The organism is Nonomuraea terrae (assembly GCF_044465245.1).
GTDB lineage: Bacteria > Actinomycetota > Actinomycetes > Streptosporangiales > Streptosporangiaceae > Nonomuraea > Nonomuraea terrae.
The window spans coordinates 66,494-90,743 of record NZ_JBITLL010000002.1 but is presented as its reverse complement, the minus strand read 5'-3'; the positions used below and the strand labels follow the sequence as shown (position 1 = coordinate 90,743).

21 protein-coding genes and 3 pseudogenes are annotated in these 24,250 nt (G+C 68.4%); 11 read left to right on the top strand and 13 right to left on the bottom strand.

Annotated elements, in window-relative coordinates:
- The first annotated feature begins 73 nt into the window (after positions 1-73).
- A complete protein-coding gene (rox, locus tag ACIBP6_RS06605; RefSeq protein WP_397049484.1) occupies positions 74-1,621 on the top strand; it encodes a rifampin monooxygenase in 1,548 nt (515 codons plus the stop codon).
- A gap of 272 nt (positions 1,622-1,893) precedes the next feature.
- On the opposite strand, the gene ACIBP6_RS06600 is transcribed toward rox, so the two are convergent.
- Complete coding sequence (locus ACIBP6_RS06600) at positions 1,894-2,124, bottom strand: helix-turn-helix domain-containing protein (RefSeq protein WP_397051470.1); 231 nt, start codon at positions 2,122-2,124, stop codon at positions 1,894-1,896.
- Positions 2,101-2,454, bottom strand: a pseudogene (locus ACIBP6_RS06595) (recombinase family protein); the annotation flags it as partial. The pseudogene ACIBP6_RS06595 and the gene ACIBP6_RS06600, both read right to left, overlap by 24 nt.
- Before the next feature lie 336 nt (positions 2,455-2,790).
- Between ACIBP6_RS06595 and ACIBP6_RS06590 the strand changes: the two are divergent.
- The 6 genes and pseudogenes from ACIBP6_RS06590 to ACIBP6_RS06565 all read left to right on the top strand — a co-directional run.
- Positions 2,791-3,189, top strand: coding sequence for a hypothetical protein (locus ACIBP6_RS06590; protein WP_397049482.1), 399 nt, complete (start codon positions 2,791-2,793; stop codon positions 3,187-3,189).
- Positions 3,189-3,638 (top strand): nitroreductase/quinone reductase family protein, encoded by a 450-nt coding sequence (locus ACIBP6_RS06585; RefSeq protein WP_397049480.1) that lies wholly within the window; start codon positions 3,189-3,191, stop codon positions 3,636-3,638. Before ACIBP6_RS06590 ends, ACIBP6_RS06585 begins: the two co-directional genes overlap by 1 nt.
- A complete protein-coding gene (locus tag ACIBP6_RS06580; protein WP_397049478.1) occupies positions 3,635-4,273 on the top strand; it encodes a TetR/AcrR family transcriptional regulator in 639 nt (212 codons plus the stop codon). Before ACIBP6_RS06585 ends, ACIBP6_RS06580 begins: the two co-directional genes overlap by 4 nt.
- A complete protein-coding gene (locus tag ACIBP6_RS06575; protein WP_397049476.1) occupies positions 4,270-4,710 on the top strand; it encodes an anthrone oxygenase family protein in 441 nt (146 codons plus the stop codon). The genes ACIBP6_RS06580 and ACIBP6_RS06575 overlap by 4 nt, the downstream gene beginning before the upstream one ends.
- 178 nt (positions 4,711-4,888) lie before the next feature.
- Complete coding sequence (locus ACIBP6_RS06570) at positions 4,889-5,566, top strand: hypothetical protein (RefSeq protein ID WP_397049474.1); 678 nt, start codon at positions 4,889-4,891, stop codon at positions 5,564-5,566.
- Between the two features lie 86 nt (positions 5,567-5,652).
- Positions 5,653-6,099: pseudogene (locus tag ACIBP6_RS06565) on the top strand (MarR family transcriptional regulator); the annotation flags it as partial.
- A 53-nt stretch (positions 6,100-6,152) separates the two neighbouring features.
- Here ACIBP6_RS06565 and ACIBP6_RS06560 read toward each other — a convergent pair.
- From ACIBP6_RS06560 to ACIBP6_RS06545, 4 genes are all read right to left on the bottom strand, one after another.
- Positions 6,153-9,113 (bottom strand): Tn3 family transposase, encoded by a 2,961-nt coding sequence (locus tag ACIBP6_RS06560; protein ID WP_397049470.1) that lies wholly within the window; start codon positions 9,111-9,113, stop codon positions 6,153-6,155.
- A gap of 175 nt (positions 9,114-9,288) precedes the next feature.
- Entirely contained in the window at positions 9,289-10,497 is a 1,209-nt protein-coding gene (locus ACIBP6_RS06555) for a cytochrome P450 (protein WP_397049468.1), read from the bottom strand.
- A 395-nt stretch (positions 10,498-10,892) separates the two neighbouring features.
- A complete protein-coding gene (locus ACIBP6_RS06550; RefSeq protein ID WP_397049466.1) occupies positions 10,893-11,645 on the bottom strand; it encodes an SDR family oxidoreductase in 753 nt (250 codons plus the stop codon).
- Between the two features lie 14 nt (positions 11,646-11,659).
- Positions 11,660-12,091: a carboxymuconolactone decarboxylase family protein gene (locus ACIBP6_RS06545; RefSeq protein WP_397049464.1), complete on the bottom strand. Its 432-nt coding sequence runs from the start codon at positions 12,089-12,091 to the stop codon at positions 11,660-11,662.
- Positions 12,092-12,366: 275 nt separating this feature from the next.
- On the opposite strand from ACIBP6_RS06545, the gene ACIBP6_RS06540 reads away from it, so the two are divergent.
- Both ACIBP6_RS06540 and ACIBP6_RS06535 read left to right on the top strand, forming a co-directional pair.
- Entirely contained in the window at positions 12,367-13,305 is a 939-nt protein-coding gene (locus tag ACIBP6_RS06540; protein ID WP_397049462.1) for an RNA polymerase sigma-70 factor, read from the top strand.
- Positions 13,306-13,330: 25 nt separating this feature from the next.
- Positions 13,331-13,474 (top strand): annotated as a pseudogene (locus ACIBP6_RS06535) (IS5/IS1182 family transposase); the annotation flags it as partial.
- A 24-nt stretch (positions 13,475-13,498) separates the two neighbouring features.
- On the opposite strand, the gene ACIBP6_RS06530 reads toward ACIBP6_RS06535, so the two are convergent.
- The 5 genes from ACIBP6_RS06530 to ACIBP6_RS06510 all read right to left on the bottom strand — a co-directional run bounded on the left by ACIBP6_RS06530 (position 13,499) and on the right by ACIBP6_RS06510 (position 19,371).
- Complete coding sequence (locus ACIBP6_RS06530; protein WP_397049460.1) at positions 13,499-14,005, bottom strand: DinB family protein; 507 nt, start codon at positions 14,003-14,005, stop codon at positions 13,499-13,501.
- A 213-nt stretch (positions 14,006-14,218) separates the two neighbouring features.
- A complete protein-coding gene (locus ACIBP6_RS06525; protein ID WP_397049458.1) occupies positions 14,219-15,106 on the bottom strand; it encodes a sulfotransferase domain-containing protein in 888 nt (295 codons plus the stop codon).
- 582 nt (positions 15,107-15,688) lie between these two features.
- Positions 15,689-16,396, bottom strand: a complete 708-nt coding sequence (locus ACIBP6_RS06520; RefSeq protein ID WP_397049456.1) for a TetR/AcrR family transcriptional regulator — start codon at positions 16,394-16,396, stop codon at positions 15,689-15,691.
- Between the two features lie 212 nt (positions 16,397-16,608).
- Positions 16,609-18,621: a SpoIIE family protein phosphatase gene (locus ACIBP6_RS06515; protein ID WP_397049454.1), complete on the bottom strand. Its 2,013-nt coding sequence runs from the start codon at positions 18,619-18,621 to the stop codon at positions 16,609-16,611.
- Positions 18,622-18,804: 183 nt separating this feature from the next.
- The gene (locus ACIBP6_RS06510; protein ID WP_397049452.1) at positions 18,805-19,371 is read right to left on the bottom strand and encodes a TetR/AcrR family transcriptional regulator; all 567 of its coding nucleotides are present in this window, start codon (positions 19,369-19,371) and stop codon (positions 18,805-18,807) included.
- A gap of 177 nt (positions 19,372-19,548) precedes the next feature.
- Here ACIBP6_RS06510 and ACIBP6_RS06505 point away from each other — a divergent pair, with 177 nt between their 5' ends.
- The gene (locus ACIBP6_RS06505) at positions 19,549-20,721 is read left to right on the top strand and encodes an MFS transporter (RefSeq protein WP_397049450.1); all 1,173 of its coding nucleotides are present in this window, start codon (positions 19,549-19,551) and stop codon (positions 20,719-20,721) included.
- A gap of 86 nt (positions 20,722-20,807) precedes the next feature.
- A complete protein-coding gene (locus ACIBP6_RS06500; RefSeq protein WP_397049448.1) occupies positions 20,808-21,608 on the top strand; it encodes an alpha/beta fold hydrolase in 801 nt (266 codons plus the stop codon).
- 104 nt (positions 21,609-21,712) lie between these two features.
- On the opposite strand, the gene ACIBP6_RS06495 is transcribed toward ACIBP6_RS06500, so the two are convergent.
- Both ACIBP6_RS06495 and ACIBP6_RS06490 read right to left on the bottom strand, forming a co-directional pair.
- Positions 21,713-22,498, bottom strand: a complete 786-nt coding sequence (locus ACIBP6_RS06495) for a MerR family transcriptional regulator (RefSeq protein WP_397049446.1) — start codon at positions 22,496-22,498, stop codon at positions 21,713-21,715.
- 141 nt (positions 22,499-22,639) lie between these two features.
- Complete coding sequence (locus tag ACIBP6_RS06490; RefSeq protein WP_397049444.1) at positions 22,640-24,145, bottom strand: serine hydrolase domain-containing protein; 1,506 nt, start codon at positions 24,143-24,145, stop codon at positions 22,640-22,642.
- Between the last annotated feature and the right edge of the window lie 105 nt (positions 24,146-24,250).

Below are 24,250 nucleotides of genomic sequence, written 5' to 3'. Positions count from 1 at the left end.
TCACGATCGGGCGACTGACGTAGGTGTCGCCGGGAGCGCCTCGCCAACCAGGCACTCCCGAAAGGCAACACCTATGCACTCTCAGCAGGTCACCGCCGAGCCGCCGTCGAACGACAGGGCCGAGCGTGACTCCACGATGGGCGACGTCCCCGGAGTTCGCCGGTCGCCGGCCTCCGGCGCCGATCGAGCGCCCTTCGTCTTCGATGTGATCATTGCCGGGTGCGGGCCGACCGGTGCGATGCTGGCCGCCGAGCTGCGACTGCACGATGTGCGGGTACTCGTTCTGGAGAAGGAAACGCAGCCCGCGTCGTTCGTCCGCATAGTCAGTCTGCATATTCGCAGTCTCGAGCTGATGGCGATGCGCGGACTGCTGGATCGCCTTCTCCAGCACGGAAGGCAGCGTCCAGCCGGCGGCTTCTTCGCCGCCATCCCCAAACCCGCGCCCAAGGGCCTGGACTCCGCGTACGCCTATCTGCTGGGTATCCCGCAGCCGGTGATCGAACGTCTGCTGGAAGAACGTGCGATCGAACTGGGTGCGCAGGTCCGGCACGGTTGCGCGGTCGCCGCGTTCGAGCAGGACGGCGAGGGCGTGACCGTCGAGCTGGCCGACGGGGAACAGCTGCGTTCGCGCTACCTCGTCGGCTGCGACGGCGCGCGCAGTACGGTGCGTAAACTGCTCGGTGTCGGCTTCCCCGGCGAGCCCTCACGGACCGAGACGCTGATGGGCGAGATGGAAGTGGGCGTGCCGCAGGAGGAGATCGCCGCAAAGGTGAGCGAGATCCGCGAGCCCCATCAGCGATTCTGGCTCCGGCCCTTCGGCGAAGGCGTCTACAGCGTCGTAGTCCCCGCCGCGGGAGTCAGCGACCGCGCGGAACCGCCCACCCTTGAAGATTTCAAACAACAGTTGCGCGCCATCGCCGGAACCGATTTCGGCGTGCACTCCCCGCGCTGGATGTCCCGCTTCGGGGACGCCACCCGGCTGGCCGAACGTTATCGGGTCGGGCGGGTGCTGCTGGCCGGCGACGCGGCACACATCCATCCGCCCATCGGCGGACAGGGCCTCAACCTGGGCGTTCAGGACGCCTTCAACCTCGGCTGGAAACTGGCCGCACAGATCCGCGGCTGGGCCCCGGAAACACTGCTGGACACCTACCAGGCCGAACGTCATCCGGTCGCCGAGGACGTGCTGGACAACACCCGCGCCCAGATGGAACTGCTGTCCCCCGAACCGGGCCCGCAGGCCGTGCGCAGGCTGCTCACCGAACTGATGGACGTCGACGAGGTGAACCGCCTTCTGATCGAGAAGATCACCGCGACCGGCATCCGCTACGACTTCGGCGCAGGCCCCGACCTGCTCGGCCGCCGCCTGCGCGACATCGACGTCAAACAGGGCCACCTCTACGGTCTGCTGCATCGTGGCCGCGGCCTGCTGCTGGACCGCACCGAACGCCTGACGGTCGGCGGCTGGTCAGACCGGGTCGACTACCTCCCGGATCCCACCGCGGCGCTGGATGTCCCGTGCGTCCTGCTACGCCCCGACGGTCACGTCGCCTGGATCGGCGACGAACAGCAGGACCTGGACGACCACCTCTCCCGCTGGTTCGGCAAGCCCGCCGGCTGATCTCGCCTGAGCAACCGAAATGGCCTGTGAGAAAGATCGGAACCGCCAGTAGCGACTGACCACCGGAAGGCTGGAGGCGGCATCTGCCGTGCTGCTGGGGCATGACGAGCAGCCGAACGAAAGTCCCGGGTGCTTCCTTCGGCCGGTCCAACCTTGGGCCTTGCCCGCGGCCGGCAACCCGGATGGGCCCAGGACTCCTATAGCTACGGCTAGGGGCAAAGTAGGGCTTGGCTACGCGGCTGACCAGCGGGAGAAACGTCTTGCTGGGCTTCTCAGGGGCGGGCGTCCTGCCGGTTCTTCTTCGGTTGCCGGGGTACTGTCGTGGCCTTGTTGAGGTGTCCGTAGACGGTGGAGCGGGGGACGCCGAACAGGTCGGCGATCTGCTGGACGGTCTTGATCCGCGCGTCGTACAGCTCTTGGGCGAGGGCGGCCTGGTCGGGCGTGAGCCGGGGCCGGCGGCCGCCGACCCTGCCGCGAGCCCGGGCGGAGGCCAGTCCGTCCATGGTGTTGGCGACGATCAGCTCGCATTGCAGCTCGGCCAGGACGCTGAGCATCCCGAACATGGCGCGGCCCTCGGTGGTGTCGGTGTCGATGCCCTGCTCGATCACGTGTAGACCGACCTTCCGTGCTCGCAGGTCCGCGCCGAGCGTCACCAGGTGCAGGACCGAGCGCGACAGCCGGTCCAGGCGGGTGACCTTCAGCGTGTCGCCCTCCCGCATGAGCTGCAGGACGAGGTCGAGTTTCGGGCGGGAGGCCTTGGCGCCGGACGCCTTGTCGAGATGGATGTTCTCCCGCGTGACTCCGGCCCGCAGGAGGGCGTCGATCTGGTGGTCGGGGTTCTGGTCCGTCCGCGGTCGACACCCGCGCGTAGCCGAACAGCATGTGTCGGAATCTACTCCCGAGACCGGTCATCGACGTTGAAAACCGGCACGGGTTGTCGACACATCTGAGCTGGGGTTCCGTGATCGGCTCGGGAAGTGTCGGCAGACGTTCGTCTGCCGACACTGACAAGCGATTACACAGAGCTACTTTGCATTCATGGCAGCGACCCGAGCACCGTGCCTAGTTGGGTGGCGTGCATTCGGTCGAACGAGGGCGGCAATGGGACCTGCAAAAGTACGCTAACGTACGTTACTATAACGAGCGTTAACCTATTTGGAGGGGGAGCAGTGCTGGATCAGCTGGGACGCGCGCTCGCCGCGGAGGACGCCACTGCCGTGTCCGTGGTGCTGGCCGAGGACGTCACCCTGCGGGTCGCGGTGCACGACGAGCCGATCGAGGGGGCTGGTGCCGCGTCTCACGTCATCGGGGCTGTGCTCGACGGGGTGCTGCACGACATTGAGGTGTCGGCGACCATCGGCGGCGTCGGCGACACCTCGGTTCTGATGTTCAGCGCCCAGGTCGCGGGCCACCCCGGCCGGGCCGACGGGCTGCTCGTCGCCCGCAAGGACCGGGACGAGCGGATCTCGGATCTCACGGTGTTCGTCCGGCCGCTCGCGGCGTTGCAAGCGCTGGCCGACGAGATGGGGCGGCGGCTTGGCATGCCGCGCCCCGGCGGTGTCGTCTGATGGCCACCCCATCGCTGCGCAACTGGATCCCGGCCGCGATCCTGTCCTCGCCACTGCACCCGGTGATGAGCCGGAGGAGTCTCCTGCTGAGCTTCACCGGGCGGCGCAGCGGCGTCCGCTACGTCACCCCCGTCAACTACCTCCAGCGTGACCGCGAGCTGCTGATCACCACGAAGAGGGGGTGGTGGCGCAACTTCGACGGCGGGGTGCCGGTGGAGCTGCGGCTGCGGGGCCGCCGGGTCGCGGCAGTGGCCGAGGCGGTTCGCGAGCCCACTGTTGTGGCCGAGGCGCTCACCGCACTCGTGCGTGACCACCGCGCGTACGGGCGCTGGGCGCGGGTCCGGGTCGGTGCGGACGGCACCCCCGACACCGCAGACGTACACGCGGCCATCGCGAGCGGCCGGGTTCTGGTCCGCGTGCTGCTGGACGGCGAGACCATCACCCCATGACCGCAACGCACCGCAGGCGCCGTGGCACCGGGCACGAGCTGCGTGAAGTGGTGATCCGGGTGGCCACCGACCTGCTGGCGCAGCTCGGCGACGCCGACGCTCTCACCATGCGGGCCGTCGCCGCCGCCGCAGGCGTCACCGCACCCTCGGTGTACCGGCACTTCCCGGACAAGGAGGCGTTGCTGCGTGTTGTCATCGCCGAGCGGTTCGCCGAGTTCACCGAACAGCTCGAAAGCGCCGCCGTGTCCGCTGCCAGCGACCCCGTCGCGCGGCTCGAGGCGATCGCCAGGGCGTACGTCCGGAGCGGTCTGGAGCAGCCGGGGCACTACCGGGTCCTGTTCAGCGCCATGAACGCGGGCCCGGCCGGGCTGGGGCTCGAGCCCGGCGCTGCGCATCCCGGCGCGGCCTCCTACAAGGTACTGGTCGATGCCGTCAGCGCGTGCCTGTCGCCCGCCCGCCGCGGTGCGGCGTTCGTGCTGGCCACCGAGCTGTGGGCTTCCCTGCACGGCGCCATCGACCTGCGCATCACCAAACCCGACATGCCATGGCCCGAGCCCGATGCGCTGATCGAGACGGCGTTGACCGCTGTGCGAGCCGCGTCGCGGCCGGGGCCACTACCCGCGGAGTCGCCGTGAACCTGCTCGTCTTCGTCACGCTGGCCGTCACCGGTTTCGTCGCCTGTTCCGAGTTCGGCTCCTATGCCTTCGTCCATCCTGTGCTGCGCCACCTGCCCGGCACCGAACGCATCACCGTCGAGAAGGGCCTGCTCAAAACGTTCGGGCGGGTCATGCCGATCGGGATGACGCTGTGCGTGGTGTTAGCGGTGGCCGTCGCGATCGAGGGCAGCGGGCCCGGGTGGCTCGCCTGGTCCGCGGTGGTCGCGTTCGCCGTCGCGGTGGGGTTCACCGTCGCCGTCAACGTTCCGATCAACATCGCCACCGGACGCTGGGACCCGGCGAACCCGCCCGCCGGATGGGAACGGACTCGCCGCCGCTGGGAGTTCTTCCAGGGCGTGCGCTCCTGGCTGCTGCTGATCGGTTTCATCCTGGTCTGCGCGGCAGGCACCGTCTGATCAGCGCGCCGCGGCAACCCGGAATACGAGCGCGCGTTCGGGTCTGGCTGAAGACCGCCCCACCAAGTTCCAGCGCGCCGTACCGGCCCCGCCAGCACCACAGCCCGTTGTCCCGACATATGGCAATTCAGGGCATGCGCTCGTCCCATCCGAGTCAAACATGAATACGGAGGCAGCCATGGGTTTCTCTCGAATCACCGGCATCGCCGCCCTTGGCTTCGCCATCACGATCGTGCTCGCCAACGCGATCATGGTGCCCGCCGGCCTGCCGCTCACCGGTGCCGAGATCGGCGAGGTCAACGCGTTCTTCGGCACCGAGGGCGATATCGTGGCCATCGCGTCCGCGCTCACTCCCTCCGCCTGGCTACTGGCCACCTTGTTCGGCGCGGGCGCGGTCTCCGCGCTGCGGCGCTTCGAACGCGGCCGGGGCGAAGCGTGGTCATTGTTCGGATTCACCGGCCTGGCACTGCAGAACGCCACCTTCGCCGCGGTCATCGCGACCCGCCTCGCGCTCACGTCGACGGCCGCGCGCGACAGCGCCACAGCCGGGGGACTGTGGGCCCTGCACGACGCGCTGTTCACCCTCAACGGCACCTTCCTGGCACTCGCCCTCATCGGCCTGTCCGTCGCTGGGCTGCGTGCCGGTCTCATCCGGCCGTGGCATGGCACCCTGGGGCTGGCATCGGCCGCACTGCTGTTCGGCTCGGCCACCCTCACCCCCCTGGTCATCGACCACACCGGCCCCCTCGGTCTCCTTGGCCTCGCCGGCTGGCTGATGTGGGTTGCCTGGATCATCGCGTACGGCATCACCCTGATCCGCCTGAACCCAGCCTCGTTGTCGCACGAGGTGAGCTGACCAGTCGACGAGGGCCCCTCCACGACAGAGCCTGAGGGGCCAGGAGGACAGAGCAATCGTCATTTGAGTGGGGCAGTCGAGAGCTCACCACCGTCTTCATGCAAGCGGGCACGCCCAAGATGATGGCCCGGCTGCTGGCCTGCCTCTACACCACCGACGCGGGCAGCCTCACCACGTCCGAACTCGTCCAGCGCCTCCAGGTCAGTCCGGCGTCCATCTCCAAAGCGATCACGTTCCTCGAAAGCCAGGACCTCGTCCGCCGGGAACGCGACGAACACCGCCGCGAGCGCTACGTCGTCGACGACGAACTTTGGTACCAGGCGATGATCGCCAGCGCCCGACCCACCGCCCAGCTCGTCGAGACCGCACGGGAGGGCGTCGGCATCCTCGGCCCCGACACCCCGGCCGCTACCCGCCTCGAAAACATCGCCCGCTTCCTCGACTTCGTCACCGAGAGCCTCACCCGCGCCGCGGTGCAGGCCCGCGAGGCCCTCCACACGAAAGCCGAAGCCCACGAGCCTAACGACCAATGATCAAGAGTGCGGCCCGATTCTGCCGTGTTCCGGTGGCACCCCCCTCATGGTCGTTACACGGCGGTTCCGAGGTCGAGACGGCTGTCCATGTCGAGTCGGAACCGGCCGTAGGGGTTGACGTGTGCCCAGAACAGCGGGGACAAGGCGCGCCGGTCTTCGTCGGTGAGCTTGTTCGCCCAGGCCGGGTCGCGGAGGACGGCTTGCAGGAGCTGGGTGTTGCTGAACACCAGCGAGGATTGGAGCAGGTGGAGGGCGAGCATAGAGACTTCGGCGTGCTCGCGGTCGGCGCCGGTGAGGACGCCTTCCCGCCCGTAGAAGATCTTGTCGTTGGCGGAGTTCCAGTTCTCGACGACCTGCAGGCCGCTGTTGATCTCCCGCCTGAGTTGTTCGTCGGCGAGGTAGTCGCAGGCGAAGATGGTGCGGATGACGCGGCCGAGTTCTTCGAGGGCGAGGTAGACCGGCTGCTTGGGGCCGCCTCCCTTCATGAACCGGCGTAGCACCTGGTCGGCTTCGTTGGTCTGCAGCCGCAGCGCGGTCGCGTATTTGATCATCTGGTCGTAGTTGCGGGTGATGAGGTCCCAGTCGATGGGCCGCTTCTTGAGGATCTTCTCCAGCTTGGGCCAGGGCGCCTGGTTGGCCGATGGGGCGTAGAGCTGGATGGCGCCGATGTTCTTCAGCCGGGGCAGGAGCTTGAACCCCAGGAGCTCGGTGAAGGCGAACCCGACCAGGCTGGCTCCGTGGGTGTCGGTGTAGTTGGCCTCGATGTCGGCGTCGGTGTCGTGCCGCAGCAGCCCCTCGATCATCGCTGCGACCTCGCTGGAGGAGCAGGACTTGAGCTGGGAGTAGATGCACAGCCAGCCTTTGTCGACGTGCCAGTAGATCATCACGCCGTAGCCGCCGTAGCGAGCGTGGAACTCGGTCATCAGGTTGGAGTCCCAGGAGGCGAACCGCTTGGAGTCCGACGCGGTCGACGTCGTGGTGCCCCACCATGTGGGGTCGCGGGCCTCCAGGGTCGAGTTCACCACCGACACGATCGCCGCGCGCAGGTTGTCGCGGGTGATGTACGTCTGCCGGACGTACCGCAGCTCGGCCTCGATGTGGCCGTGCTCGCCGGTCGCGGCCATCTGCCGGATCCCCATGTTGGTGCCGAGCGCGAACAGCACCAGCAGCAGCCTGCGCTGTAACGTCGCCCGGGACAGCTGTTCACGGGTGGCGACCGAGGCGAACAGGTCGCAGAAGTCGGTGACGAACGCGGCGTTCTTCAAGATGTCCAGCAGGTCGATGGTGCCCCACCGACGCTGCACCTCGGCCTTGAGCGACGCAAGGTTCTCCGGCTCGGGCAGCTTGTCCAGCTTCGGCACCGACACCCACGGCTTGCCGTTCCGGGTGGTGATCTTCACGCCGCCCGTGGTGCCCTCGGCCAGGCCGGTGTTGAACCGGTCGAGGGAGCCGGCCAGGCGCTGCTTGAGGTCGGCGACGAATTCGTCGGCGTCCAGCGGCTTGGCCAGGGCCGAGTAGTGGACGTCCCGGTTGGCTTCGAAGTCTCCGGGCAGGTCCTCGTCCGGGTCGCGCCAGCGGCCGGCGCCCTGCACGTGGATCTCCCGGCGGCGCAGCGCCTCGCGCAGCGCGATCAGCACGCACAGCTCGTAGGGGATCCGCTCGACCCAAGCTGTCTCGCCGTCCACGACGGCGTCCTGCCACGCCTGCTGGACCACGCCCTGGATCGGGACGCTCTCACCGGCCGCGTAGAACTTCTGGTCACTGTCCACCTCGGCGTACCGGCCCAGCAGGTCGATCGCGTCCATCACCGGCCGGTAGGCGACGTTGTTGCACCGGAACTCCAACGCCGAAAGCAGCGGCGCCAGCATCCGCCGGTAGTAGTGCGAGTACGAGCCGCGCAAGCTGTACCGGACCCGCTCGGCCACGGCCCGCTGCGTGGCCATCAGCTCCTTCGCCAACGCGCGCAGCGTCTTCTCCCCGCCCGGCACCACCGGGAACACCACCTCCCGCACCGTGTCGTCCGGGTGCTCGAGCGCGGCGTTCACCATCTTGGAGAAGATCCCGCGCTTGCCCTTCACCGCGGTCAGCTCGCCGATCAGCTCCTTCTCCACCTTCCGCTCCGCCCGAGCATTGATCTTGTGGATCAGGCCGATCAGCATCTCGACCAGGCCGTCGACCAGCTCGGCCTGCCGCGTCCAGCACAACGCCGCCAGCAGCGTGTACCGGATCGGCTCCGGCGCGGCCTCGAAGTCCGAGGGGTACATGCGCATCGCCCGCGACCGCCACGTCGCCACGATCCGATCCGACACGTCCGCGAACACCGACTCGTCCAACCCGAGAGCCCGGGCCGTCTTCAGCTTGCCGATCTCCTTCAGCAGCGTGTCCAGCCCCAGCGGCCCGGGGTCGGCCTTCAGCTCGGCCAGCACGCTCGGCTGGCTCAGAAGGTCCTGGAGACGGCCGCAGATCATCGGCCCCAGCCGAGCCATCACCCCGCTGGCGAAGGCCTCCTCGAACCGTCGCACCGCCGAGGCCACCACCCGCTCCACCTGACCCGGCGCCTCACTCCGGCACCGCCGCCGCAGCGCCTCCGTCAGCCGGTCCCGGTTCGTCTCCGTCGAACACAGCTCATCGGCCATCCACTGCGCCCACCGCTCCTCGTCCTCCTCAGTCGGCGGACGCGTCCCGAACGCCTCCCGGATCTGCTTGCGGTGACTCTTGATCGTCCGGCCAGCCCACGAGTACTTGCCGAACAACCCCGGATCGACCTGCACCAGCGACGCCACATAGCCGACCGCAGCCTGCGGTACCTCCTCCGGATACGCCGGGAACCGGCCCTCGATCTCATAGAACTTCAACATCAACGCGAATCCGAGCCGCGTCGCCCCCGCCTTGTTCTTGATCAGCTGCCAGTCGCCCTCGACCAGCGTCCACGAGCCGATCAGCTCATCCGGCTCCCACTCCGCACGCATCCCCGCGCCCCTTTCTCGATCCCGATCCCGAACAGACAAGATCACGATCAAGAAACCCAGGGCCGCTCTACACCGGTTTGATCCACTTGCAACCACTACGCGACGAACCCGCAAGATAGCTCACCGCTACTTTGCCCCTGGCCGTAGCTATAGGAGTTCAGGGCCGGATGAGCCGGACCGGGACGAGCCCGACGGCTGGTGGGTGCGTCGGGCTCGCCGCTCACCAGGTCACCCGCAGCGTGTGCACGCCGTACACGAGGCTGAAGACCCGGAAGTCCACCGGCTCGTACGGATCGGCCAGGGCAAGGCCGGGGAAGCGCCGCAGCAGTGCCGGGAAGGCGATACGCATCTCCATCCGCGCCAGCGGCGCCCCGAGGCAGTGGTGCACACCATGACCGAAGGCGACGTGACCGGCGGCTCCTCGGGTGACGTCGAGTGTCTCGGGATCGTCGACGAAGCCGGGGTCGCGGTTGGCGGCGGGAAACGAGCAGATCACGAGCGATCCCGCGGGGATGGCGTGCCCGGCGATCTCCACATCCGTCGTGGTCGTGCGCGGCGGCAACGACTGCACGACGGACAGCCAGCGCAACAGCTCTTCCACGGCGGCATCGACCTGCGCCGGATCCTCGCGGATCATCGCCGACTGGTCCGGGTGCCGCAGCAGGGCCAGAGTGCCCAGACCGAGCATGTTCGAGGTCGTCTCGTGCCCGGCCAGCAGCAGCAGTCCCGCGATGCCGATCAGCTCATCGGTACGGAGATCGTGGCCGTGCTCGCGCACCAGCATGCCCAGCATGTCCTCGCCCGGATCCGCCTGGGCGCGGGCCACCAGGCCGGCCAGGTAGGCGCGGTCCTCCCGCTGCGCCGCGACGCGCTGCTCCACCGGAGCGGAGGTGTCCAGCAGGCGCACGGCACGCTCGTGGAACTCGGCGCGGTCGGCAGGCGGCACGCCCAGCAGCTCGCAGATCACCAGCGACGGCACCGGCAGCGCGAAGTGCGCCACCAGATCGGCCGGTTTGCCGGCCCGCTCCAGATCATCCAGCGCCGTCTGGACGATCTCGTGGATCCGCGGCTCCAGCCTGCGCATCCGCCGTACCGTGAACTCGGGGGTGAGCATCCGGCGCAACCGCGTGTGCTCGGGCGGATCGAACCCGATCAGCTGCCCGGCCCGCATCGTGGCCAGCTCGTCGGCGTTCATCTGCCCGGATCCCGGGAACGGTGTCAGGGCGCTGCTGAACCGGGCCGGATCCGCCAGCACCTGGCGGACGTCCTCATAGCGGCAGATCACGTACGCGGGCACGCCGAACGGCGTCTTCACCCGCACCACACCGTCACTGTCGCGAGCCCGGGCCAGTTCCTCGATCGGGTCGAGCCCGTTCCTCCGCATGTGCAGTGGCAATTCCAGCGCTTTCGTCATCATCTGTCCATTCATCCAGTGATCGTGGTGAGACCGTCAGGCACGGGTCCTGGCCGGCAGGCCGATGATCTCGGCGGTGGAGCCGCTCGTGGGCGCGGCATCCGATCCGTCCGCCTGGCCGTGAGCCGGGTTAGGACGACGGAAGCACCGTGGTGGTGAGGTTCGACCGCACGGGCCACCGCCTCCGATCCGGTGCGGCAGGTGGTGGGGAGGCCGACGACGAGGTTCTGCGCATCGACGAGAACGAGTGCGGTCGTCGTGTCCATCGTGGTGACGGACATGAGCGAGCCCCCTTTCTGAGGATGTCGTCCGGAGATGCAACCGCTGAGTCCCCGAGAGTGACGTTCGGGGGGAGCCCTTGTTCTCCGGGCCCCGGGTGGTGGAGCTCCGAGAACAAGGGCAAGATCGGCTCAGGGCTGGGTGTCGAGCCACTCCTCGAAGGTGGGCCCGGCGAGCCTGGCATGCGGGCCGGGCAGGAACCCGCCGTTGGCGGCGATCTCGGCGTCGGGCATGCCGGACCCGTCGACGCCGACGACCTTGATGCCTCGGCGGGCGCCGAGGAGCTGGGCCGCCTCGGCCATGATCTCCTTGCGGGGTCCGGCGATCTCGGGGATCGGTGTTCCTGGAGTGGCGGGGGCGGTGGCCAGGTCGACCAGTTCCTCGGCCACGGTGCGGCAGGCAACGAGCTGGGTGGGCAGGGCCGGGAGGTAGGCGACGTCGCCCTGCTGCCAGTCCAGGAGCTGGCCGACGAACTCGTGGAACTGCGCGGCCCGCAGGATGCGGACGGGGAGCGGGCCGGACAGGAGGAGTTCCTCGTGCACCTTCTTGGCGGCGAGGAAACCGGCGGTGGCCTTGTCGGCGCCGATGATGGACGCCATGGCGATCCGGGCGGCCCCCGCCTTCCGGCCGGCCTCGTGCAGATTGCGGGCCGACGTGCGGAAGAACTCCGTCGCCTCCTCCTGGTCGGAGGAGTGCCAGGAGGCGACGTCGATGATGACCTCGACCCCGGTGAGGGCCTCGGCGAGGCCCTCACCGGTGATGATGTCCACGCCGGTGGCGCGGGACATCGGCACGACCTGATGTCCCCGCTCGGTCAGCACGTCGACGACGTGGCGGCCCAGCCGCCCGGTCGCTCCCGCCACCGCGAACGTGGTGATGCTCATGTTGGGTGCCTTCCTTACTCGCTGTAGTTCCGGCCAGGGGGCATGCCGGGGATCGGCTTGGCGATGAGGGCGGCCGGGGTGAAGAAGCCGATGTGGGCGATCGCCATGATGAGCGACCACATCGCCTTGTCGTCGTAGTGCGCCGACGCTCTGGCGTACAGCTCATCGGGGACGCGCTCCCCGGACGGGTTCGGGGTGAGGACCGCCTCCACCAGCTCCAGCGCGACCCGTTCGGCGCCGGTGAAGCAGGTGGCGTCCCGCCAGGTGGCTACGGCGGTGATGCGCTCCTCGGGCTCCCCGATCCTGCGGAGGTGGCCGGTTTCCCTGATGGTGAAGTACGTGCTGCCGAGGAGCTGTCCGGCGCGCAGCTGCAGCAGGTGGATGGTGGTCTGCGGAATCACGCCGTTCTGGAGGGCTTTGTGCAGACCTTCGCCGACTTCCGCCATCTCGGGGAGGAAAGGGAGGGGGTTGGGCATGCGCGACCGCTGGTCGGTCGTCGTGGGCGTGGACACGGGGAAGACTTCCCTTCTCACTCTCAACGCGTCGTAGTGCCGTACGGATCGTTCGCACGGCGTCCTGACGACCACGAGACGCCCGCACCCCGATCCCTGTAACAGCGCGGCCATGTGACATAGGCCACCTACCGGCGGTGTTACACAGCGGTGGCGACTCGCGTCTTGTGCGTGTGGAAGTGCTGAGAACGAACAGGCAGGAGCGAGGCATGACCCAGCCGAGCGAACGAAGTGCGGACCCGGCCGAGCCACTCGATCGGGTCGACCACGTCGACTCCGCCACCCAGGCGTTCGTCGCCCACCGCAACCTGCTGTTCACCGTCGCCTACGAGATGCTCGGCTCGGCCGCCGACGCCGAGGACGTCCTCCAGGAGACCTGGCTGCGATGGGTGGGCGTCGATCTCGGCACCGTGCGGGAGGAGCGCGCCTACCTGGTGCGGATCGTCACCCGGCAGGCACTGGACCGGCTGCGCGCGCTCGGCCGGCGCAAGGAGTCCTACGTCGGGCCATGGCTGCCCGAGCCGTTGCTCACCACGCCCGACGTGGCCGAGGACGTCGAGCTCGCCGAGAGCGTCTCGATGGCGATGCTGCTGGTGCTGGAGACGCTGCAGCCGACCGAGCGGGCGGTGTTCGTGCTGCGCGAGGTGTTCGACCTGGACTACGACGAGATCGCCGAAGCCGTCGACAAGAGCCCGAACGCGGTACGCCAGATCGCCTACCGGGCGCGGGCACATGTCGCCGCCCGCCGACCCCGCGGCATCACCTCCCCTGCCGAGACCCGAGCCGCGCTCCAGGCCTTCCAGCGAGCGGTCGAAACGGGCGAGCTGCAGGGCCTGCTCGACGTCCTCGCGCCGGACATCGTCGCCCTGAGCGACGGCGGCGGAGTCAGGCACGCCCTACTGCGGCCCGTCGTGGGGATCGACAAGGTGGCTCGCCTGCTGGCCGTCGGCTGGTGGAAACGCGACGCGGAACGGTCGGTCGAGCTGGTTCAGATCAATGGCGGCCCCGGGCTGCTCGTACGGGTCGACGGGGAGATCGACGGAGTGGTGGCGGTGCGCGTGGAGAACGGCTACGTCACCGGCGCGTACCACGTGCGCAATCCCGAGAAGTTGTCGCGCGTGGAGCGGGCGACCGCCGTGACCCGCTGAGCTTCGGCCACGCTGCGGAAGGGGGCGGTGCAGGCGAAGGAACGAAGTCGAGCGGACGATCAACGCGTTGAAGAACTCCCGAGCCGTGGCCACGAGGTTCGACAAGCGCGGCTACATCTTCCACGGCACCGTCACCGTTGCCTCGACCCGGCTCTGGCTCCGCCCGTGATCTCCGCCCGTGATCTCCGCCGTGCTAGTCGCCGGTCGTGCCGTCGAGCATCTCGCGCAGGATGTCCAGGTGGCCGTTGTGGCGGGCCGTCTCCTCGGTGAGGTGGAGGAGGATCCAGCGCAGGTCGACGTGGAGGCCGTTGCGGACAGCTCGCTGGGCCTGCTTGTCCAGGCCGTTCCCGGCGACCAGTGCGCGGTAGTGGGTGCTCTGTTCGGCGTATTCGTCGAGCAACTGAGTGAGCGGGAAGTCAACGGCGATACGCATCTCGCGGTCGGGGTCTTCCTCGGTCCAGGGGCCCCGGTCTTCCTCACCGAGGAAGACCACTTGGAACCAGTAGTACTCGACCCAGCGGAGGTGGTTGATCACTCCGCTCATGGTCATCAGCGGTGAGCCCGGCAGGAGCGCTTTGCGGGCGTTCTCCGCAGCGACGCCATCGCATTTGGCGCGGGCGGTGTCACGTGCGTAGTCGAGAAACGTGGTGAGCTGGGTGCGCTCGTCCCACGCCGGCGGTGTGTCATGGATTCTGGTCATCGCGCGGAGTGTCCCCTACCACCGCGACCGATGTCGAGGTATTTGTCGACGGGCCCAACCTGCTTCACCCAGCTCCTCGTCAGGCAGGTCGATACAGCGCATCAGCGCCGGTGGGCCGCCCGGCATGATCCGCCGGACAGGCCCTTGGTGAGGCTCTCCGTTTCCTCGACGTGCGTGAAGTGCCCGCGTCAGCAGGAGCCATATGGTGGCCGGTCAGCGGTGCAACCACCGCAGCAGATCCGCTGGGGCCAGCTGGCGTGTCCGCCTCTCGTAGCGGGCAAACTCAAACTCGGTGAGCAACTCGCGACCCGAGCCCGACTCTCCCCGCCGGAAGAACAAGGTCTCGTCCTTGAGCAAGCCACCGGTGGTGGGCGCGAGCCGGTCGGCACGGGATTTCATGTTGTCGAACGTCGCTGCGTCGACCAGCGCCGGCCACGCTACCTCCGGCACGCTGATGTTGAGCGCCCCCGCGAGCCGGCGCATCTCGCCGGCCAGGTCTCCCAGCAGGTCGTCGTAATGCACCAAGAGGACGTTCGGTTGTCGGAGGTGCCTTTCCCATGCGTCCGACAGGTGCCACATCACTGCGGGCAAGGAGCTCAGATCATCGGCAGGCGCCACGTCCTTGTTCATCCATTGGAGCAGCCAGTCGCGCAAAGGCAGCCCCGATTCCGACGACCCAGGGCGCTCAGACCGGTGCGTGAGCGCACGCAGTCGCTCGCGGTCGAGATTGTCATACATGTGGTACTGCGACACGGCCACGTCGAGCGGATGGCGTCCAACCACGATGTAGGTGACCTGCGGGTCGATCGGAACACCGTCGAGCGGCGTGTGCGTCTTGATGAATCGCCGGTGCCGCTGGGCCGCGAGCCGCGCGAACACCTCCTCCTTCGGGGCGACCAGGTGCTCAAGCCAAGGGGACATCTCCGGCAACGGCTTCGGGAGGTCGGGAGTCTGGAAGATCAGCAGGGCGCAGATCATCTGCACCCATGTCGTACCGCTCTTCGAGCGCGTGCTGATGACGATGTCCCCTTGCCGGAAGGGGAACTCATCCCACCGGCCGCTGTCGATATAGGGTGACCTGTATTTCACCAGTGATGACATATCACTTTCTCTTCCGCCGAAAATCAACGAGCACCAAGAAGTAAATGACGGTTGCGGTGATGCACGGAATCGACCGGGTCGATGAGCCGTGGGCACGCGGGGTCCGTCACGCCGTCCACGTGGACATCCATGTCCGCCGCCGTCCGCGGCCAGGCCGGTCTTGACCATCCGGCGGGCCACCGCAGGAGAGGAAGAGAGACCCGGCCCCGCCGCGCGGGATCCGGGGAGTCGATCATGCGCAGGTGTTCGGCCATAGCGGGCGACGGAACTTCCGGTCTGCGACTCCGTCGCGCTGGAACAGCCGCGCGGCTAGTACGTATCCGTCGCCCGCCACGATGAAGTCGTCCGCGGGTTCAACAGATCCACGATCGTGCCCCGGCCGTCTGTTCTCGCCACATCGTCGCCCCCACCGACACAACATATCGACGTTACCGAACCACGCTAACATCTGTACGGTGTCAACGCTACCACCGGGCGCGTACCGTCGTTAACCCAGGCCGTTCGGTGGAGTGGCTCGCCTGTACGTGGATGGCGCGTACGCGTCGCAACCAGCGCATCTCGACGCGTTGGTCACCGGCACGATCACTCAGACGGCGTCGGGTTCCCCGCCGCCAGGCGGTCGAGCCAGTCTGCGAGCAAGGCCTGCTCGTTCGACGTCAGGGTGTGGCCGTTCTGGTCGTCGTGGCGGAGCGCTTCCCGCAGGGCGACCGCCCTGAGGGCGACGCCAGGGACTCGGGCGGCGGGTTCGGCGTCCGTCGTGGTCGCGCGCAACAGGTGGTCGAGCGCGGTCGTCGCGAGGTTCAGGTCCCGGTCGGCAGATGGGGTCGCGATCAGCATCAGCGTGACCCCCACGCCCGTCGCATAGAAGAGTTGTGTCGCCTCGTCGACGCTGACGCGCAACCGCCCGTGCGCCGCGATGCGGGAGATGATGTCTCGCAACATGGCGAGAGCCTCCCGGCCTGCACGGTTTCCCTCGCGGGAGGGAGTGCCCCCGAACATCAGCGCATAGATGGCCGGGTGCGACAGGCCGAAATTCACGTGCACATGCCATGTGCTGCGCAGGTCGGCGACCGGGTCGTCGGTCATCGCTGTCTGTTTTTCGGCGAGGTATTGCTGGAAGCCGTAGTTGGCGAGGGCATGGAGGAGGCCCTCCTTGTCGCCGAACAGACGGTACAGGGTTGGTGCGGTCACACCCGCGGCCGCGCTGACCGCACGTGTCGACACGGCGTCCCGGCCGCCGCGGGCGAGCATGTCGGCTGCCGCGTGCAGCATCCGTTCTCGAGTGTCCATGATCGCTCTCCCCTCCGGCCCTACCCAAGATCAGTGCGTACCGTCGCCATGGTATCTAGGTTACGGTTGATCGATATCAACGGAACGCGCCAGCCGAAGGTTCGTGGTGGATCTGAGCCAGACAGCCTTCCGGGCGGCGGGCCCCAGCGATCGGCCCTCCCCCACGCCATCGCGGACCTTCAGGCGCGCTCAACCAGGGCGGACGGCCGCCGTCACCGAATCGGTTCCTCGACAGCTGGAGGCAGTCGTACGGCGATGACGGCGATGTCGTCCTTGCGCGGCATGGGCAGCCGGCTGAGCAGTTCGTCGCAGAAGGCGTCCAGAGGCGCGCGGGCCAGGGAACCGGCGGCGCGGCGCAGGCGCTCCAACCCAAGGTCGAGGTGCTCTCCTGGCACTTCCACCAGGCCGTCGGTGTAGAGCAGCAGCGTGCCGCGGGGCGGCAGCGTCACGACGGTGCTGGCGCGCGGCATGTCGTAACCCACGCCCAGAAGGGGATTGACGGCGTCTTCGAGGTAATGCGCCTCCCCGTCCTGGGTGACGAGCAGGGGCGGCGGATGGCCCGCGACGGAGTAGTGGAGCCGCCATGCGCGATGGTCCGGGTTTTCCAGACGGGCGAGGATGCAGGTGCCGGTCTCTTCGGGGTAGAGGGTCTCGGTCGCGATGTTCAGACGCCGCAGGATGTCTCCGGGAGGCTCCCTTCGGTCGATCGCCAGGCCCCTGAGCGCGTTGCGGACCTGGCTCATGGTGACGGCGGCGGTCAGGTCGTGCCCGGCCATGTCACCGATGGTAAGAACCATGGAGCCGTCAGGAAGCACGAAGGAGTCGTACCAGTCGCCGCCGATCTCCGCGGCGGTGGCGCTCGCCGAGTAACGCGCGGTGATCTGCAGATCCGGCACCCGCGGTGGATCCGGCAGCAGATACTTCTGCAGGGCCAGTGCGACACCTTGGGTGCGCTGGAATCGCATCGCGTTGCTGAGATGAGGGTGCGCGTGGTCCAGCATCCGCCCCAGCAACTCGATGTCCGCCACGCTGAGCGGTTCCCGGTCCCCGACGACCACGGCGTGCACCACCGCCGCTACCACGCCGTCCACGACCACCGGCACCATGGTCGAACTGTTGACCCCGGCGACCAGTTCGCCGTTGATGATGAGCGGCACGGAGCCCGGCGGCGGGTTCCCCCCGGGGAACATCCGGTGGATGGGCCGGCGGGTCCGGACGGCCGTGACGAGATCGGAGTCGGAGTCGAACACCTCCTGGCGCGGGAACGGCCTCGCGCCCGCCGGCACGATGATGGCCATGGGTGTGGCCACGAAGGGCGTCGAGACCGACTGGTCCTCGAACTCCGGCAGCACATAGATGCCGCACCCGTCGGCCAGATTCGGCACGATCACCTCGGCCAGTGCGCGCAGCACCTCGTCCAGGTCAGCGAGGTTCACGGTTGCCGCGGCGACCTGGTCGAGCAGCCGTCTGTGCTGTTCCTCCTGCCACTCCTGCTCGATGTCCGCGATGGCGCCGACCCACTCGGCTATCTCGCCGCCCTCGATGATGGGTATGCCGCGCACGCGAACATGCCGGTAGCCGCCGCCGGATGCCCTTACGCGGTAGACCTGGTTCAGGTTGTCCCGCTGTTCCACGGCCCGGGCCCATGCCTTGCCGGCGGACTCTCGGTCGTCGGGGTACACGGCGTTCAGCCAGCCGTCGCCGCGGTACTCCTCCCATGACTGCCCGGTCAGCCGCTGCCAGCCGGCGCTCGGCTCGCCCACCCGGCCCATGGGGTCGCTGACCCATACTGCCTCTGTCTGCAGTTGGACCAGGCTCCGATAGCGTTGCAGGAACCTCTGCTGCTGTCCGGCGACGGAGCCGGGCGGCCGCTCAGAGGCGATGCGCCGGCTGACCTCCTGGACCACGATCAGCAGGCCTTCCTCGCCTTCCCAAATGATCTTCGACATGCTGACCGAGGCGAAACGCCGGCGTCCTGGCTCGCCGTATTCGAAAGGGACTTCGTCAACCGTCAGGGCTTCACCGGTTTCCAGAGCCCGATCAAACAGCGTGAAATCGCCGTCCACACAGACGTCACTCAACGCCTCACGGATTGGCGCTCCATGCTCGCGATGGCCAACCATCTCCTGGTAGGCATAGTTGGTGTAGATCAGCCGATGATCGGATCCAACGGTCACCAACACGCCCACGGGCAGGACATCGAAGGCGTTGAGATCTGCGCACAAGAGCATTTCTTTGCCGCATCTTCCGCATACCGTAATTCCGTTCGGCCAGCGTAGTTCCCGTTGACACAACGCTAAGTAGATCGTTGTTCGTGCCGGTTCACGAGTCGTTGAACAGAACGGTGGGCCGGCGGCGGCTGCGGACGGCGACGACACGCCTGCGGGTCAGCGTTGTCCGGCGGGCTGTCAGTCCGGCAGCAGGTGTGACACGAGGGTGCGTGCCCATTCGGGAGTGGGGGCCTGGTCGGTGAAGACGGCCCGGTAGTAGAGGGGGGCGAGCACGGCGTCCGTGGCGCGTTCGACGGGCGGGGTCTGATTGCCCCGCGCCTGCTCCCGTTCGAGTATGGCTTCGAGCTGTTGCTGGCGTTCCGCGCGGCATACGCCGGCGCCTTCTCCACCTGTGCCGACGATGGCGCGTACCAGGGCGAGGGTGTCCGGGTCGCTGAGGTCCTTGGCGAGGTCGGATGCGAAGCGTTCCAGGTCCCCGCGCAGGCTTCCGGTGTCCGGCACCACGATGTCGCCGGAGAAGCGGCTGGTCGCGACGTCGGCGAGCAGTTCGCCGACGGAGCCCCAGCGGCGGTAGACCGTGGTGGCGTGCACCCCCGCGCGGGCGGCTATGACCGGGATCGTCAGCACGTCCTTGGCCTCGTCGGCGAGTAGTTCCTTGACGGCCTGATGGACGGCCGCGCGGACTCGGGCGGAGCGGCCGCCGGGCCGGCTGTCGGCGCGGGGCGAGGACGTCGTCGCGGGCATGTGACCCATTATTGCATTGATCGCTGCTTTTTAAGCGCAGCGATCGCTGCGTTTATGGTACGTTGTGGCCACTAACGCAACGATCACTGCGAGGCTTGCATGCCTGTCGAATCCTCTGACACCGCACCGCCCGTCGGCGGTCCTCACCGCGTGCCCTGGAAGGGGGCCTTCCCCTGTGTGGCCGCGGTCCTCGTCCTCTTCCTGGCCGCTTCCAGCGCCCCGTCCCCGCTTTACGTGATCTACCAGCAGCAATGGCAGTTCACGACGTGGGTGCTGACCGTCGTCTTCGCCCTCTACGTGTTCGGACTGCTGGCCTCGTTGCTCGTCGTAGGAGCGCTGTCGGACCATCTCGGCCGCCGGCCGGTGCTCGCCGCGGCGATCGCACTGGAGGTGGTCGCGCTCGTCCTGTTCCTGGCCGCCGAGAACGTGCTCGTCCTGTCCGCCGCCCGGGTGCTGCAGGGCATCGCGACCGGGGCGGCGACGACCGCCCTGAGCGCCACTCTCGTCGATCTCGAGCCGTCGCCTGTCCGGGGGCGGGCAGGCGTCGTCACCTCAGTAGCTCCCCTGACCGGGCTCGCTCTCGGCGCTCTCGGCAGTGGCGTGCTGGTGGAGTTCGGCCCGGCCCCGACCCGGCTGGTCTACGCCCTGCTGCTCGGCGGAATGGTGCTGGCGGCGGTGGTCGTCGCTCGCATCCCGGAGACCTCGCCCCGCCGGCCGGGAGCCGTCGCCTCCCTGCGCCCTCGGGTCGCGATGCCCGCCCACCTGCGCGCGGACATCGTCCGGGTGGTGCCGGCGATGATCGCCGCCTGGGCCTTGGCCGGGATGTACCTCTCGCTCGGCCCATCCGTCGCGGCCGAGTTGCTGGGGCTGCACAACCATCTGGTCGGCGGCGTCGTCGTGACGCTCCTGGCGGGCACCGGAGCGCTCACGGTCGCCGTGCTCCGCTCCCGTCCCGCGTCCTCGCTGCTGGCGCCCTCGTCCGCAATGCTCGGGCTCGGCACCCTGATATCGCTCGCCGGGACGGCGGAGGGCCTCGCCTGGCTTTCCGCCGCCGGCACCATCGTTGCGGGTCTCGGCTTCGGCGCGTCGGTGCTGGCGACGTTCGGCACCTTCGCCCGGATCGCCAGGCCGCACGAGCGCAGCGCGGTCTTCGCCCTGGCGAACATCATCAACTACCTGGGAAACAGCGTGCCCGCCGTACTCGGGGGAATCGCCGTCACCGCCCTGGGGTTGAGGACCGCCACCGTGATCTACGCGCTGGCGATCGCGGTGATCACTTTCTCCGCCTTCGTCCTGCGCCTGAACCAGCTACGGGCGAACCGCCGCGCCGTCATGGCCCCGTGCACCTGAGGCGCGGGCCGGCGGCAGAGTCCGGCGAACGTCGTTTCATCACACCCCTTGATACAGCCTTCCAGAATGCGAAATAAGGAGACACCGTGACAAGTGACGGCAGGACCAGGAAGAACCTTGAGGTTCAGCGATCGCACCACACGACAATCCGCTACACGGCGAGCGGTCCGGTCGGAGGGCCGACCCTGGCTCTCATTCACGGCTGGGCGTGCGACCGCGGCGACTTCGACGCGGTGACCGACCATCTGCCCGGCAACTACCGCGTCCTCGCGATCGACCTCGCCGAGCACGGCGAGTCACGGTCGACGCGGGAGGTGTGGACCATGGAAGAGTTCGCTCGCGACGTGGCGGCGGTACTGGAAGCCGAGTCGGTGGACACGGCGGTCGTGGCCGGGCACTCCCTCGGCGGGGCGGTCGCGGTCGAGGTCGGCCGACTGCTTCCTGACACGGTCTCGCATGTGGTCGCACTCGACGCGCTGCACTATCTGTCCCTGTTTCCAGCGATGAGCGAAGAACAGGCGAAGGCCATGGCGCACATGTTCCGTGAGGACTTCGCCGCTGGAGTGCGGGGCCTGGTGGAGGGAGGTTCGCCGGCAGGGACTGACGCAGCTGTGAAGGATGCGTATGTCGAGAAGATGATCGCGGTGCGGCAGCCCGCCGGTCTGCGTTCCATCGAAGGTCTGCTGCGCTGGGACATGGACGCGGCGCTGCGCGAGACCAAGCAGCCGATCATCGTGTTCGCGATACGTGACCTGGTGACGCGAGAAGCGATCGACCGCTACGGGGACCGCCTCGACATCGTGCTCATCGACCTGGGCAGCCACCACTTCCCGGTGGAAGCACCCGAAGGCACGGCGAAGCTCCTGGCCGGCGTGGGAACCGCGTAAGGCCTACCCGTACTCCTGGCCGCCGGACCGCGTCCGGAGGACGGCAGCACCTGCAAGCGGACAGCAGGAAGAGCGCCGGCCTCGAACGACCAGCCGCCGCACCGTCACCGGGAGCCTGGTCTGGGGACAGGGATGCCGGCGGCGCGGAGCTTGGTCTCGAAAAGCGCGGCCAGCCGCGCCACGGCAGGCGTCTGGTCTTCGCCGTGGTGGGCGATCAGCGTGTACCGGGTCGCGGCCTCGGTGCGGGCTTGCAGGCCGGTCACGGTCTTCAGCAGGGCGGGCTGGGCGAGGTAGTGGTCGGCCGCGGCGGTGGCGAGCTCGGCGATGCGGGGGTCGTCCGGTTCCCAGGCCGCGGCTTCGGCTATGCGCTTGGCCAAGGCGACGAGCCGGGGGTCTTCGAGGGCGTGCTCGAAATGGGTGAGGTAGTCGTCGAAGCCTTCTGGGACCAGGGCCTTGGCCAGCACCCAGCCCTCCCTGGTGGCCGCCACCTGGTCCGCGGGGAATCCCAGGCCGAGCATCCGCTCCAGCAGCGCCACGGCGTGGTCGGGCAGCAGGGCCCGGTCGCCATCGGCGAGCCGATGCAGCATGTCACGTCGCGCGATCAACTCCTCGATCCGTTCGGTGAGCTGCCGCTCGACGTCGGCGAGCGCGGCGGCGAACAGCGCGGCGTCGGCGTCGAGCAGGGACCCGATCTCCGCCAGCGGCACCCCGGCGGCGGCCAGCGTCCTGGCCTGCACCAGCCGCAACAGATCGGCCGATCCGTACCGCCGGTAGCCGGAGCTGTCGCGTTCCGGCTCCTCGACCAGGCCGAGCTTGTGATAATGCCGCACCGTCTTCACCGTGACGCCGACGAATGCCGCCGCCTGCCCGATGGTGACTCCGTTCCTCATCTGCCCAGCCTGCCTTTGTGCTCGAGCTCGGCGACCACGCACACCGCAGCCGAGCAGACGGTCGGGCGTGGCCCGGGTTCGCGTTCCACCTGACGCACGGCCGGAAGGCGTCGCCCCTCGCGGCGTACGGGTCACGGGTGCTCAGTCCGTCGGATCGGCCTGCCCACCGCGGAACACCTCGTTGACCAGCCTTTGCTGGGCATTCCTGAACGCTGTCGCGATGGACAAGTCGGCGTCGTCCACGCAGTTCAGCGCGGCTGTCAGGGCCTTGCTGCCGTCGGGGGTGCCGTACATCAGCGCCGCGTGGCCCACGGCGGCGCCGTTGTGGGAGATGACGGTGCCGCCGCCGTCCGTGTGCACCACGAACACGCCCAGGCCGTAGTCCATGTCCGGGATGCCCGTCGGGTGCGGGGTGCACATCTCGGCCAGCAGCGCGGCCGGCAGGAGCTTGCCGCCCAGCAGCGCGGAGATGAACGTGTGGAGGTCGCGGGTGGTGGAGATCATGTCACCGCCGCTGGAGATCCAGGAGGGGTTCTGGCGGGTGACGTCGACCGTCTTCCGCTCGCCGGCGTCCTCGTACCGGTAGTAGGCGTGGGCGTGCGGCTCGGGGATCTCCGGCGAGGCGTCCGGCACCACGGTGCCCGACAACCCGAGCGGCCCCAGGATCAGCCGCCGCATCTCCTCGGCGACCGAACGACCGGTGACCTTCTCGATCAGCAGCCTGGCCAGCACGTAGTTGGTGTTGGAATAGCTCCAGCCCGTCCCCGGCTCGAACCGCGCCGGCTTGGACAACGCCAGCCGCACCAGCTCCTGCGGCCGGTAGGTCCTGAACCGGTTGTCCATCCACTCTCTGCCCGTGGTGCCGTAGGGGATGGGGATCCCCAGCACGACCGCCCCGTCGTCGTAGACCTCACCGCTGAAGTTGAACAGCCCGCTGGTGTGCTGCAACAGCATCCGCACCGTGATCCGCTCGTCCAGCCCGAACTCGGGCAGGTAGTGGGCCGCCGGGGTGTCCAGCCCGACCCTGCCCTCGGCCACCAGTTGCAGCACCAAAGTCGCGGTGAAGGTCTTGGTGGTGCTGCCGATCCGGACATGCCCGTTCGCCGGCGGTTTCGCGGCCCCGCCCAGCTCCGCCGCCCCGGCGCCGCCGACCCACTCGCCCCGTTCATCGTGCACGCGCAGCGACACCCCGACGAAACCGGAATCGACGATCTCCTCCATCGCCTTCCGCAGCTCCGGGCGATCCTGCCCGGCGGCGTCGAGGGCGGCGGTGATCTTACGGGCCATCTCGGCCGTCGTGGTGCTGGGCTTGTCCGGGTGGAACTCGGCGGCTTCGATGGCGAGGAGGATGGTGCGGCGGAAATTGTCGGCTTCCGCCGGCGCTCGCCTGCCGAGCAGGTTCACGGCCGCGGTCAGGGCCGGCAGTACCCGGTCGGCGAGTTCGGCGACGGTCTTGCCCTTCAGTTCGATGTCCTTGGCCTTCGCGGCGAGCACATGCCCGACCAGACCGGTCGCCGACGTCAGGGCGAGGGAGGCGCTCGTGGCGGTCTTGTGGGGCGAGCCGGTGGCGGCGGCCATCAGCGACACGGCACCGTACGCGGCGGTCCGCAGAGTGCTCTTGTCCTGGTCGGAAAGGGTGATGGGCATGGTGGTTCGCTCCTGGTTCGTCCGGTCGGCGTGCTGCCGCTGCGACGAGCTTCCACCCTGACCCGAGGTCAACCTCAACCGTGTTCCAGCTCACAGCTGCTTGGC

Bases quoted from the DNA above. Each gene is read 5' to 3' on its own strand.
- rox (WP_397049484.1), top strand. From the start codon at position 74: ATGCACTCTCAGCAGGTCACCGCCGAGCCGCCGTCGAACGACAGGGCC.
- ACIBP6_RS06600 (WP_397051470.1), bottom strand. From the start codon at position 2,124: ATGGACGGACTGGCCTCCGCCCGGGCTCGCGGCAGGGTCGGCGGCCGC.
- ACIBP6_RS06585 (WP_397049480.1), top strand. From the start codon at position 3,189: ATGGCCACCCCATCGCTGCGCAACTGGATCCCGGCCGCGATCCTGTCC.
- ACIBP6_RS06580 (WP_397049478.1), top strand. From the start codon at position 3,635: ATGACCGCAACGCACCGCAGGCGCCGTGGCACCGGGCACGAGCTGCGT.
- ACIBP6_RS06570 (WP_397049474.1), top strand. From the start codon at position 4,889: ATGGGTTTCTCTCGAATCACCGGCATCGCCGCCCTTGGCTTCGCCATC.
- ACIBP6_RS06555 (WP_397049468.1), bottom strand. From the start codon at position 10,497: ATGAATGGACAGATGATGACGAAAGCGCTGGAATTGCCACTGCACATG.
- ACIBP6_RS06550 (WP_397049466.1), bottom strand. From the start codon at position 11,645: ATGAGCATCACCACGTTCGCGGTGGCGGGAGCGACCGGGCGGCTGGGC.
- ACIBP6_RS06545 (WP_397049464.1), bottom strand. From the start codon at position 12,091: ATGGCGGAAGTCGGCGAAGGTCTGCACAAAGCCCTCCAGAACGGCGTG.
- ACIBP6_RS06540 (WP_397049462.1), top strand. From the start codon at position 12,367: ATGACCCAGCCGAGCGAACGAAGTGCGGACCCGGCCGAGCCACTCGAT.
- ACIBP6_RS06530 (WP_397049460.1), bottom strand. From the start codon at position 14,005: ATGACCAGAATCCATGACACACCGCCGGCGTGGGACGAGCGCACCCAG.
- ACIBP6_RS06525 (WP_397049458.1), bottom strand. From the start codon at position 15,106: ATGTCATCACTGGTGAAATACAGGTCACCCTATATCGACAGCGGCCGG.
- ACIBP6_RS06520 (WP_397049456.1), bottom strand. From the start codon at position 16,396: ATGGACACTCGAGAACGGATGCTGCACGCGGCAGCCGACATGCTCGCC.
- ACIBP6_RS06510 (WP_397049452.1), bottom strand. From the start codon at position 19,371: ATGCCCGCGACGACGTCCTCGCCCCGCGCCGACAGCCGGCCCGGCGGC.
- ACIBP6_RS06495 (WP_397049446.1), bottom strand. From the start codon at position 22,498: ATGAGGAACGGAGTCACCATCGGGCAGGCGGCGGCATTCGTCGGCGTC.
- ACIBP6_RS06490 (WP_397049444.1), bottom strand. From the start codon at position 24,145: ATGCCCATCACCCTTTCCGACCAGGACAAGAGCACTCTGCGGACCGCC.